This window comes from Azospirillum sp. UENF 112521, assembly GCF_058780665.1.
Map to the genome: position 1 here is coordinate 386,871 of NZ_JBSNCI010000001.1, position 11,785 is coordinate 398,655.

Annotated in this window: 10 protein-coding genes; 7 read left to right on the forward strand and 3 right to left on the reverse strand. The window is 69.8% G+C overall.

The features are described from left to right. Nucleotides 1-84: 84 nt before the first annotated feature. Nucleotides 85-1,674: a bifunctional aminoglycoside phosphotransferase/ATP-binding protein gene (locus tag ACWPN8_RS01685; RefSeq protein ID WP_492239691.1), complete on the reverse strand. Its 1,590-nt coding sequence runs from the start codon at nt 1,672-1,674 to the stop codon at nt 85-87. Nucleotides 1,675-1,842: 168 nt separating this feature from the next. On the opposite strand from ACWPN8_RS01685, the gene ACWPN8_RS01690 reads away from it, so the two are divergent. The 4 genes from ACWPN8_RS01690 to ACWPN8_RS01705 all read left to right on the forward strand — a co-directional run bounded on the left by ACWPN8_RS01690 (nt 1,843) and on the right by ACWPN8_RS01705 (nt 7,116). After that, nucleotides 1,843-2,454: a hypothetical protein gene (locus ACWPN8_RS01690; protein ID WP_247873092.1), complete on the forward strand. Its 612-nt coding sequence runs from the start codon at nt 1,843-1,845 to the stop codon at nt 2,452-2,454. A gap of 147 nt (nt 2,455-2,601) precedes the next feature. Then, nucleotides 2,602-3,159, forward strand: a complete 558-nt coding sequence (locus ACWPN8_RS01695; protein ID WP_109448358.1) for a DUF2934 domain-containing protein — start codon at nt 2,602-2,604, stop codon at nt 3,157-3,159. 107 nt (nt 3,160-3,266) lie between these two features. Beyond that, nucleotides 3,267-4,205 (forward strand): DMT family transporter, encoded by a 939-nt coding sequence (locus ACWPN8_RS01700; RefSeq protein WP_492239692.1) that lies wholly within the window; start codon nt 3,267-3,269, stop codon nt 4,203-4,205. Nucleotides 4,206-4,494: 289 nt separating this feature from the next. Then, nucleotides 4,495-7,116: a TIGR02302 family protein gene (locus ACWPN8_RS01705; protein ID WP_492239693.1), complete on the forward strand. Its 2,622-nt coding sequence runs from the start codon at nt 4,495-4,497 to the stop codon at nt 7,114-7,116. Nucleotides 7,117-7,203: 87 nt separating this feature from the next. On the opposite strand, the gene ACWPN8_RS01710 is transcribed toward ACWPN8_RS01705, so the two are convergent. Together ACWPN8_RS01710 and ACWPN8_RS01715 are read right to left on the reverse strand one after the other, a co-directional pair. Then, entirely contained in the window at nt 7,204-7,437 is a 234-nt protein-coding gene (locus ACWPN8_RS01710) for a hypothetical protein (protein WP_109448352.1), read from the reverse strand. Nucleotides 7,438-7,539: 102 nt separating this feature from the next. Next, nucleotides 7,540-8,523: a DUF4142 domain-containing protein gene (locus ACWPN8_RS01715; RefSeq protein ID WP_109448350.1), complete on the reverse strand. Its 984-nt coding sequence runs from the start codon at nt 8,521-8,523 to the stop codon at nt 7,540-7,542. Between the two features lie 304 nt (nt 8,524-8,827). Between ACWPN8_RS01715 and ACWPN8_RS01720 the strand changes: the two genes are divergently transcribed. The 3 genes from ACWPN8_RS01720 to ACWPN8_RS01730 all read left to right on the forward strand — a co-directional run bounded on the left by ACWPN8_RS01720 (nt 8,828) and on the right by ACWPN8_RS01730 (nt 11,781). Beyond that, entirely contained in the window at nt 8,828-10,519 is a 1,692-nt protein-coding gene (locus tag ACWPN8_RS01720; protein ID WP_109448348.1) for an FAD-dependent oxidoreductase, read from the forward strand. Nucleotides 10,520-10,572: 53 nt separating this feature from the next. After that, complete coding sequence (locus ACWPN8_RS01725) at nt 10,573-11,157, forward strand: mismatch-specific DNA-glycosylase (RefSeq protein ID WP_492239694.1); 585 nt, start codon at nt 10,573-10,575, stop codon at nt 11,155-11,157. Nucleotides 11,158-11,337: 180 nt separating this feature from the next. Beyond that, a complete protein-coding gene (locus tag ACWPN8_RS01730; protein ID WP_492239695.1) occupies nt 11,338-11,781 on the forward strand; it encodes a hypothetical protein in 444 nt (147 codons plus the stop codon). The last annotated feature ends 4 nt before the right edge of the window (nt 11,782-11,785 follow it).

The window sequence follows — 11,785 nt, forward strand, 5'->3', positions numbered from 1 at the left end:
CCCCGTCGTCGCTGCGGTCCGCGGCCCGGGGCGGAGGCCGCCAACCTTTGAGATATGGCCCTTAACGCGTTGTCTCACCTGGAATTAGGCCAAGCTTGCACGGGCGTCGTCCAGCACATCCGACGCAACCCTGCCAGAATCCACGCGCGCCCAGCCGATGCTCCCCAGATCGTAGGATTCCTGCCGTTCCACCACCTCGGCGGTGGCGTCTGAGGCATCGTTGCGACGATTGGTCACACGCTCCACCCGCTCCGTCAGCGGTGCCTCCAGCCAGATGCCGTCGAAGCGGACTCCGGCCCCGGCCGCGACCTCCGCGATCCGGTTGCGCTCGTCGGGCCGGGCGCTGACCGCATCGACCACCACGGCCTGACCGGCGGCCAGCACCACCGCGGCCCGCCGGTAAAGCTCGCCATAGACCCGCTCCGTCATCGCCGGGCCATAACCCTCGGCCGGCAGCCGGTCGCCGTCGGCCACCCCGCACAGCCGCTTGCGCAGCACGTCGCTGCGCAGGACCACCGCACCGGGCGGCGGCCCCAAGTCCGGCGCGATCGCCTGGGCCAGCCGCGTCTTGCCGCTGCCGGACAGCCCGCCGACCGCGACCAGCCGCGCCGGCGCCGGGTCGAGCACGGCAAGCGCCTGCTCCAGATAGCGCCGCGCCTCCCCGGCCAAAGCCTCGTCCGCCGCCCCCTCCAGCCGCAATGCCGCGGCCGACACCTTGGCCCGCACCGCCGCGCGCAGCGACAGGAACAGCGGCAGCGCCGCCAGCCCGCCGTAATCACCCGTCTCCTCCAGATAGCGGTTCAGCACGGCATTGCCCAACGGCCGCAGTCCGCGGTGATCCAGGTCCATCAGCAGGAAGGCGAGATCGTAGAAGACGTCGGCGACCGCCAGCGCCTCGTCGAACTCGATGGCGTCGAACAGGGTCGGCTCGCCATCCAGCAGGACGATGTTGCGCAGATGCAGGTCGCCATGCCCATGACGGACGAACCCCGCCCGCCGCCGCTCCTCCAGCAGCGGCGCCAGCCGGTCGAGCGCATCGCCGGTGCGCTCCGCCAGCAGGTCCACCACAGCTGCGGGGAACAGATCCGGAGCGGCCCGCAGATCCATGACATTGCCGTCGGCCACCGCCCGCATCGCCTCCACCCCGCCGCCATCCGGCCGGGGCGTGGCATCGCGATGGAAGGCGGCGATCCGCTCGGCCAGGCGGCGCATCAGCACGGGGGTCAGCGCCTGCCGCTCCGCCATGCGGTCGAACAGCGCCTCGTCCGGGAAGCGCGCCATCGACACCAGCCAATCGACGGCTCCATCTGCACCCCCGCTCTCGTCCAGCCGAAGCCGGCCATCGTCGCCGCGGCGGATGGCGACCACGCCGCGGTAGAGCGCCGGCGCGGTGCGGCGGTTGATCGCCAGTTCCTCGACGCAGGCGGCGTGGCGCTTCCCGACAGTCGAGTAATCGAGATAGGGATAGCGCACCGCGCGCTTCAGCTTCAGCGCCCGGTCCCCCGCCAGGAACACCGATGCCGCATGGGTGTCGATCCGCTCGACCGCCAGCCCGCCATGGGTGTGCGGATCGCCGAGAAAGGCGATCACCTCCTCTTGCTGCCCGGCGGCGGAACACCGGCCGGCGGACGGTTCGGCGGGATGCGCGGTCATGACGTTAGAATAACAGAGCATGATCCCGCCGCGCTCCTGCTTTCATGGTTGAAACGCAGATGGCGATGACGACATCCTAGGGGTAGTGCCGATACTCCATGGGTCAGTTGCCACGCCCCTTCGTTATAGTGGCCGGACCTCATGGTCCGACCCGATTTGCCGTGAAGAGGGCTGGGGAGGGGGGTGCCCGTGAAACGCCTGCGCAGCAGCCACCAGAAGAACCGCCTGCCGGCCGTCCTGGCCGCCAGTCTGCTCTGGCTCGCCCTGACGGGGGGCGGAGTTGCGCGGGCGGAGTCGATCGACGCCGACGGCCGGTTCGGCAACTGGGCGCTGGGCGGCCTCGCCTACAGCCTGCAGCCACCGCCGGAAAGCAACCTCACCGTGCTGAACAGCAAGGTGCGGATCGGATCGTCGCTGGTCCCGCAGATCGAACCCTATGTCAACATCCAGCCCTGGATCGGACCGGCCACCGGCAGCAGCCTGACCCCGCGCAGCGCCGTGACCGGTCTTTCCGGCGGCCTTTCCGGGGGCCTGAGCGGCGGCGTGCTGGTCGACGTACCGCTCGGTTCCTTCGTCTTCACCCCCAGCGTCGGCGCCGGCACCCTGCCCACCGCCCGGCGCGAAGGCGCGCCCACCACCGAATTCCGCTCGCAGCTGGAGCTGGGCTATGAGTTCGACAACAAGTCGCGCTTCAGCCTGGGCTACAGCCGCATCGTCAACGACGCGGCGGCGGGCGACCCGGCGGCCGGCACCAACAACGTCTTCGGCTTTTACTACCGCCTGCCGTTCGGCGGCCCATGACCGCCCGAACAGGGCCGGGACAAGGCCGGGACATCGTGCCGCGGCGTCCGGTGCGGTGAAAACGCGCGCAGCGGTAGCGTCTTAACCGCATTTTAAACATGGTTGGCTCAAGTGGACGCGGACCGAACGCTCCCTGGGGAACCCACCATGGCCACCAAGCGCAAGACCGCTTCTTCCGCCGCTCCCGCAACCGCTCCCGCCGCTGCCTCTGCTGCGCCGGTGTTCGAGGCTCCGGTGGAAAGCTGGGCCGACACCATCCTGCGCACCAACTTCGCGTCGGTGGAACAGGACAGCATCGTCCTGCTGCAGGCGGCCGGCGCCCTTCTGGAGTCGGACTCGCCGGACAAGGTGACCGTCACGCTGGACCAGAACCTGAAGCTGTGGATCGCCATCAAGACGGTCCTGCTGAACAGCGACTGCCCGGTGGAGCCGGAGGTGAAGGCCAACCTGCGCAATCTGGCGCAGTATGTCGTGTCCACCACCATGCTGGCGACCCAGGGCGCCATCGAGACGGCCAAGCTGGTCTCGCTCGCCCGCCTGAACATGAACATCGCCGAGGGGCTGCTGAGCGGCCACCGCAACCGCATGATCCAGGAACGCGCCTACCAGATCTGGGAAGAGGACGGCCGTCCCGAGGGCCGCGAGCAGGAGCACTGGCTGCGCGCCGAGGCGGAGGTCTCCGGCCTGTTCAAGGCCCAGTCCTGACGGACAACCGAAGCGGGTTTACGCAACACCGCCATTCCCCACCGGCATGACCGCCCGCGTCGCGACACCGTGACGCGGGCGGCAACGCTTGGTAGGCTCGGCGCACCGTGACAGCCCCGCCTCGATCCACTCCCCCCACGCACAAGCGCGTCGACAACACGCCCCGCGGCATCGCCGCGATGCTGATGTCGGTGCTGTTTTTCTCGCTGATGAACGTCCTGGCGAAGCTCCTGATGGACCGCTTCCCGGTGACCGAAGTGATGTTCTTCCGCAGCCTGTTCGCACTGATCCCGGTCTGCCTGTCGATCCATCTCGGCATCGGCTTCGCCACCACGCTGCGCACGCGCTATCCCTGGGGCCATATGGGGCGGTCGCTGATCGGGCTGACCACCATGGTCGCCATGTTCTGGTCCTTCCACCTGCTGCCGCTGGGCGACGCCATCGCGCTGAACTTCGCAGCGCCGCTGTTCCTCACCGCCCTGTCGGTGCCGCTGCTCAGCGAGAAGGTCGGCATCCATCGCTGGAGCGCCGTTCTGGTCGGCTTCGCCGGCGTGCTGATCATCGTGCGGCCGAGCGGCGACGTGCTGAACCTGGGCGCCATCATCGCGCTGTGCGGTGCGCTGACCAACGCGCTGGCGATGATCGCCATCCGCCAGCTGAGCCGGACGGAGCGGCCGGACACCATCGTCTTCTACTTCACCCTGCTGACCACCGTCCTGCTCGGGCTGTCGCTGCCCTTCTCCTGGGTCACGCCGGACCCGATGGACTGGCTTCTGCTGCTGGTGACAGGCCTGTTCGGCGGCTGCGGCCAGCTGATGCTGACCCGCGCCTATTCGCTGGCCCCGGCGGCCGTGGTGGCGCCGCTGAACTACACCTCGCTGCTGCTGGCGGTCGTCTTCGGCTGGTTCATGTGGGGCGAGGTGCCGACCGCGACCATGGCTGCCGGCGCCGCCGTGGTGATGGCGAGCGGCCTCTACATCCTGCACCGCGAGACCCGGCGCCGCACCACCGTGACCAAGCCGCTGCCGGCCGGCGACGGCGACTGAGGGTCCAACCCTCCGAAATTTCAGCCGACCGTCGCGCGTCATAGTTTCGCCATCCCGCGATGATGGGCTGTACCATCGACTTCGAGGTGAGCGAACCGGCGGGCGAAATCCGCCGGCGACGCCTATATGATTGGTTCGCGCGAGCACACCGGTCCACGGCAGGCGACCCGCCGGACCGGCTGCCTTACGGCGCGAAGGGGGCGGCATGAAGCAGAACGAGCGACGCGGCGAACCCGGGATCGAGCGGGCCGGATCCGAGCGGAGCCGGAACGCGGACCCGGCGGACGGCGTGACGGAGCCCCGGTTCCGCCTTGCCCAGGCGCGCGCGGCGCTGCTGTGGGAACGGCTGGGGCCGGCATCGTGGGCACCGCTGTCGGTGCTGGGCGGCTTCCTGGCGCTCGCCCTGCTCAACCTGCTGATCCTGCTGCCGGGCTGGCTGCATGGGCTGGCCCTGCTGGTGATGGCCGCCGCCTTCCTGTGGTCGCTCACCGTCGGAGTCCGGCGTTTCCGCGCCCCGGTCGAGGATGAGGCCCGCCGCCGGCTGGAGCGGGACAGCGGCCTTGCCCATCGTCCGCTGCACACCCTGCGCGACCGCCCCGCCGGCAATGACCCGACCGCACAGGCGCTGTGGCGCCTGCATCAGGAGCGCACGCGCGCCGCCATGCGCGGCCTGCGCGTGGCGTGGCCGGGAACCGAGGTGCCGTCGCACGACCGCTATGCCCTGCGCGCCCTGGTGATCCTGACGCTGGTGGTCGCCGGAGCCGCCGCCTGGGGCGACTGGCGCCCGCGGATCGCCGCCGCGCTGACCCCGCAGTTCTCGGGCGGCACCGTCACCGCGGCGGCGACGCTGGACCTCTGGATCAACCCGCCCGACTACACCGGCCTGCCGCCGGTCTTCCTGAAATCCGGCTCCTCCGCGAAGCCCACCGCCCAGCCAGGAGCCCAGCCGGCAGCCCAGCAGACTGCCGCCGGCACACCTGCCGCGAACCAGCCGGTCCACATTCCGCAGGGCAGCCTGGTGCTCGCCCGCGTCACCGGCGGCAGCGGCACCCCCAGCCTGGAGGCCGGCGACCAGACCGGCCCGTTCGAGGCGGTGGACTCCAGCAATTTCCAGGTGCAGAAGCCGGTGACCGGCGGCACCCGCATCGCCGTCACCCAGGGCGGGCGGACGCTGGGCTCCTGGCCGATCCAGGTGGTGCCCGACCGCGCACCGATCATCGCCCACGCCAGCCCGCCCGCCGCCGGCGAACGCGGTGCCTTGAAGCTGGACTATGCCGCCCGCGACGATTACGGCCTGACCGAGGTGAAGGCGCAAATCCGCCTCGCCCCGGAGACGCCGCCCGCCCCTGCTCCCGGCGCGGCGAAGCCGGATGCCGCACCCAAGCCGGACAAGCCCGGCACCGAGCAGGTGCTCGAATTCCCGCTGTCGCTCCCCGGCGTTCGCCCGAAGGACGCGCGCGGCACCGCCTTCCAGGACCTGACCGCCCATCCCTGGGCCGGCATGCCGGTGACGGTGCGGCTGACCGCAGCAGACGGCGCCGGCCAGACCGGCCGTTCGGAGGATGCCGCGATCATCCTGCCGGAGCGCACCTTCAACCACCCCGTCGCCCGCGCCATCGTCAATCAGCGCAAGATCCTGACCCGCAGCCCGCAGGAGTCCCGAGTCCAGGTCGCCCGCGCGCTGGCGGAGATCTCCGCCCGCCCCGACAGCTACGGCAACGACATCGTCGCCTTCCTGTCCCTGCGCACTGCCCTGGCCCGGCTGATGCTGGACCAGAGCGCGGAGTCCGTCCCCGCCCTCCAGCAGCTTCTGTGGGAAACCGCGCTGCGCATTGAGGATGGCGGCCTGTCGCTGGCCGAGAAGGACCTGCGCGACGCCGAAAAGCGGCTGTCCGAGGCTCTGGACAAGAACGCCTCCGACGAGGAGCTGAACCGCCTGATGGACGAGCTGCAGGCGGCGCTCGACAAGTTCATGGACGCCATGGAACAGCGGATGCTGGAAGCCATGCAGCGCGGCGAGCAGATCCCGATGGTCCCGCCGGAGATGGCGGACAAGATGACCGACCGCAGCGACCTCCAGCAGATGCTCGACCGCATGCGCGAGATGGCGCAGACGGGGTCGCGCGACGCCGCCCGCCAGATGCTGTCCCAGCTCCAGCAGATGCTGGAGAACATGCGCTCCGGCGCCATGGCCCAGATGAACCAGCAGAACGGCCAGCAGCAGAACCAGTCCTGGGAGATGATGCAGCAGTTGCAGAAGCTGGCGCAGCAGCAGCAGCAGCTTCTCGACCAGAGCTTCCGCCAGTCGCAGGAGTCGATGGACCAGCAGGGGCAGCAGGGCGACCAGCCCCGCGGCCGCCAGCCCAACCAGCGCCGGAACCAGCAGGGCCAGCAGCAGAACTCGGGAAGCCCGACCATACAGAAGCAGGCCGAGCAGCAGGAGGCGCTGCGGCGCCAGCTGGGCGAGCTGATGCGGCGCATGGGCGAGCAGCAGGGCGGCGAGATCCCGCAACCGCTGGGCCGCGCCGAGCGCGCCATGCGCGACGCCGCCCAGGCCTTGCAGCAGGGCGCCCCCGGTGCCGCGGTTCCGTCGCAGACCGAGGCGATGGAACAGCTTCAGCAAGGCATGCAGGGCATGGCCGAGCAGATGGCCCAGCAGATGATGGGCCAGGGCGGGCCGGCGATGATGGGCCAGCAGGGCCAGATGCCGCGCCAGGGCCGGGGCCGCGACCCGCTCGGACGCCGTCCGTCCGGCTACGGCATGCAGGATTCCAACGACGTGAAGATCCCCGAGCAGTCGGAACTCCAGCGCGCCCGCGAGATCCTCGACGAGCTGCGCCGCCGCTCCGGCCAGTACGGGCGCCCGCAGGAGGAACGCAACTACATCGACCGGCTGCTGAAGCAGTTCTGACGGATCACTTCCAGCGGTGCAGACATGAAAAACGGGACCGGCACAAGCCGGTCCCGCTCAACAGGCGCCATCAGGCTGACCTGTCCGTCATTGCTCGGGACGGTCGTCGTCCGGATTGTGGTTGGCGGCGTGGTCCTGCATCTGTTCGGTCTGCACGGCCTTGCTGTCCAGGCCGCGAGCGTCGGAGTGACGGGACTTGTCGCGGTTCGACAGCACCATGTTGTCGCCGATGGCGCCGGCCGGCAGGTCGGTGGTGGCACCGGTGCCGGTGCCCTTGCCCTGCCCGCTGGGGCTCATGTGCTTCTTGCTGGCGTTCGCCATGGCGTGTTCTCCATCGGTTGACCACCCGGACCGCCGGGACGTGGACTCCCGGCGGCGGGCGGCTGGGTTTGGGAAATCGCTAACGGACCTCGGCAAGCGGGATTACTGAGGGTTGCGCGGCTGGGTGCTGTCCAGGCTGTTGGCAGTGCCATGCGCCGCGTCGCCGCCGGCAGCGCCCGTGTTGTGGCCGGTGGCGTTGTGGTCGACGCTGCTGCCGCTGCTGGTGCCATGGCGCTTGCCCAGCGAGACGGTGGTGTCGTCGTACTTGAACTCCGCCATCTGCTTGACCTGATCCTCGGTCACCTGCCGGGCGACGAGGCGGTCGCTGTCGGAACGCAGCAGGTTGTAGTCCAGCGCCACATGCTTGGCGCCGATGCCCAGCACGCCGCCGCGGTTCAGGATCACCTGGGTGGCCTTGCCGCTCTGGGCGTCGAGGATGATGTCGGCGACGTCGCCCAGCTTCTTGCCGTTCTCGCCATAGACATCTTTGCCCATCATCTTCTCAAAGCTGGTGCTCTGCTGGGCGGCACCGCCGGCAGCGGAAGCGACATTCGGGCGCAGGTCGCGGACCTGACGCAGATGCTGCTCCAGCGTCGGCAGGCTCTGTTCGGCGAAGCGCCGCAGGTCGGCGTCCTTGCCGTTCTCCGCCTGCTGGCGGAACAGGGTGACGGCGGTCTGGTGAGCGTCCATCTGGCCCTGGAGATAGGCGGAATCGAACTGGTCGCCCTTCAGGCCGCGCAGCTTGTCAAGCTTCTGCTGGTGTTCGGAATCGAGCTTGGTCGGCAGGGTCATCGACTTTTCCCGGGCCATGGTCTTCATAGCGTCGGAGGTCTTGGTGTGGTCGGCCACCATGTGGCTGCCGAACTGCTTGACGCCCTGTTCCTTCGCCTGATCCTGCGCCAGCTTACCCGCCTGGATTTCAAACATGTCGCTGATCGCCGCCTTTTCGGCGAAGGTCATGTCCTGCTGCGCCAACTGGCCCTTCTCGGTCACGGTCTTGGCCGGGGCCGGCGTCTGGGCCAGCGAGAGTGCCGGCGCCGTGAACAGGAGCACAGCGGCGGTCGCGAGAAGATGGTGGCGTTTCATGGCGGCGGTTCCTCGAATTGCATTGGGACTTGCAAGGTTTCCGGTGCCGGGCGGCCAAGCCTGCGGCCGGGCCGAAGCACCCCTCTTGCCCTTCTCAACCGTTGGGCGCGGCGGTCGTTCCCTCCCGGTCGAGGGCCGTCCGGTTCGTCCGGGGTGCCGCGCTTTTGCGACCTCCGGACCAAGGGGGACGCGCCGGGGGTATATCCGAATGAGTGCTCGGTCTAGGCCACGTGTCCGGGGCAAGAAGGGGGGCTTATGACCCCGATGACCCCGGTATGCTTATGTTCCCAGTACGGAGGCCCGCTTGCTTCGTGATGCCCGCCATGTCCTGAACGGCACGCACATCGACTGCGATCTGTGCGTGATCGGTGGCGGTGCCGCCGGCCTGACCATCGCGCGCGAACTGGCGGGCGGCAGCTTGAGCGTCGTCCTGCTGGAAGGCGGCGGGCTGGAGGTCGACGGCATTTCCCAGGCGCTGTATGCCGGCCGCAACGTCGGCCTGCCCTATGAGCGGCTGACCACCGCGCGCAGCCGCTATCTCGGCGGCAGCACCAATTGCTGGGGCGGCTTCTCCCGCCCGCTGGAGCGGACTGACTTCGCCGAGCGCCCCTGGATCCCCGGCAGCGGCTGGCCGATCCCGCGCGACACGATGATGCCCTATTACGAGCGCTCGCACAGCGTGCTCGGCCTCGGCCCCTTCGAGTACGACAGCGATTACTGGATGGAGCAGGTCCGCGGACCGAAGACCGAGCTTATTCCGGTGGAGAACGAGGACGGCAGCGCCAGCGCCTTCGAGAACCGCGTCGCCCAGCTCAGCCCGCCGATCCGCATGGGCGAGGCCTATCGCGCCGAGATCGGACGGGCCGCCAACATCACCGCCTTCCTGAACGCCAACGTCACCGGGCTGGACACCAACCATTCGGCAACGGCGGTGGAGCGGGTGCAGGTCCGCACCCTGGACGGCCCCGGCTTCACCGTCGGCGCCCGGCTGTTCGTGCTGGGCTGCGGCGGCATCGAGAATGCGCGCATCCTGCTGCTGTCCAACAAGGTGCAGGCTGCCGGTCTGGGCAACGGCAGCGATCTGGTCGGCCGCTATTTCGCCGATCACCCGCGCTTCAAGACCTCGCCGATCCGCCTGACCCGGCAGGGGCATCACCGCACGCTCTACGACGTCAGCCTGTGCCTCGCCCGGCGGCGGCTGCGGCGGCCGCACCCGTCGATCGCGCTGGCGCTGTCGCCGACCGAGGATCTCCAGGAACGGCATGCGCTGCCCAATTCCCGGACATATCTGGTCGCCTCCTACCATTCGGCGGCACTGGACGCCTTCAAGGCGATGCGCGACCTGCGGCTCCTGCCGTCGCGCCACCGTTGCCGCCGCTTCGGCGTGTCGGAGGACGAGGCGGCGAGCCTGCTGCGCAACGCCGGCCCGCGCATCCTGCGCAGCATGCCGCAGCTGGCCCACGCGCTGTTCGACAGCACCATCGATCCGGGCTGGCTGCCCCGCCGCTTCACCCTGGAAACGGTGCTGGAGCCTGTGCCCAACCCAGAAAGCCGGGTGACGCTGGACCACGCCACCGATCCGTTCGGCCGCAACCTGCCCAAGGTGGACTGGCGCCTGACCGCGCAGGACCGCTGGGGCGCCAGCGAAACTCAGCGCCTGCTGCGCGAGGACCTGCTGCGCCGCGGTCTGATCACGGTGGAGGACGGGGAGAACACGGCCGAGGCGACGATGGCCGACGTCGGCTGGTGCTGGCACCATATGGGCACCACACGGATGCATGACTCGCCGCGCCACGGCGTGGTCGATCCCGATGGGCGCGTCCATGGCGTCGGCAACCTCTACATCGCCGGCAGTTCCGTCTTCCCAACCATGGGCGCCGACCACCCGACCATGACCATCGTGGCGCTGGCCCTGCGCCTGACCGACCGCGTCCTGGCCCTGTTGCAGGATGAACGCGGCAGCCCCCCCGCACCCGCGGTCGCCGCCTCGCTTTGAGCGGGGCGGCGGCGTCCTATATTGCTCTCCCTTGCGGAGAGGATTCGATTGCCATGGACCTGTTCGACGATGTTCCGGCCCCGCCCCTGACCCCGGCCCCGCCGGGATTGCCGCCTCCCGCCGGGCCGCTGCCGGACATCGTGGCGCCGGGGCTCGACTGCCTGTTCGTCGGCTTCAACCCCGGCCTGCGCTCCGGCGCGCTCGGCCATCACTATGCCGGGCGCGGCAACCAGTTCTGGCGCCTGCTGCATGAGGCCGGGCTGACGCCGCGCCTCTACCGGCCGGAGGAGGACATCACCCTGCCGGCCATCGGGCTCGGCTCCACCAACCTCGTCGCCCGCGCCACCGCCAGCGCCGCCGAACTATCGCGGGCGGAACTGCGCGGCGGGGTGCCGCGGCTGGCGCGGATCGTCGGCTTCGTCCGGCCGCGGGTGCTGGCCTATACCGGCAAGGGCGTCTATCTGGCGGCGACCGGCCTGCCCGACGCGCCCTGGGGCGTGCAGGAGCGCAGCCTGTTCGACGGCGTCGCCGATGTGGTCGTGCCGTCGCCGAGCGGCCTCGCCCGCCTGCCCTTCGAGGACAAGCTGCGCTGGTTCCGCGAGGTACGGGCGGAAATCGGGCGTCGCCGGCCTGCCTGAACCCGTCGCCGACGGAGATGTCGCCTCCGTTGCAATTCCTGGGGAGGCGGCAGGGATTGTTGTCCGGACGGAGAATGCCGGCCGGTCAGGACGGGACGCGGGGGGCACCCCCCCTGCCCCGGCATTTCGCCGGGAAAGGCCGGGCAGGCCGATACCGGCTTGAGCCATGCTGTGCCCCGCATGACCGCGACCGCCCGAACCCGTCCCGTTGACCAACAGGCACCGCAGACCGACAGGGTCGCCCTGCGGCTGCGCCGCCGCCATTGGGCAATCCTGGCGCTGGCCGTCCTGCTGATGGCAGGGGTTCTGCGGGCGGCCTGCTATCTCACGGTGCTGACGCCTGCGACCGCCGCGACAGAACCCTGGAAAGACCCTTGGGGACCGCGGCTTCCCCCATCACCCTTGACGGACACCCATTACCGGCAGCTCGCCCGGCTTCTGCATCTCGATGCACCCGACAAAAAAGGGCCGGCGGAGACTCCTGTCCCCGCCGGCCCTGTGCGGCTGGATCCCGCAGTGAAGCTGCTGGTCGACCATGGCTGGCCCGCCTACCCGCCCGCAACGATCCCGGCCGCCGCGCGGACGGCCGGAATCGTTGCAGTCTCGGACAAAGCCTCGCCTTAGCCGC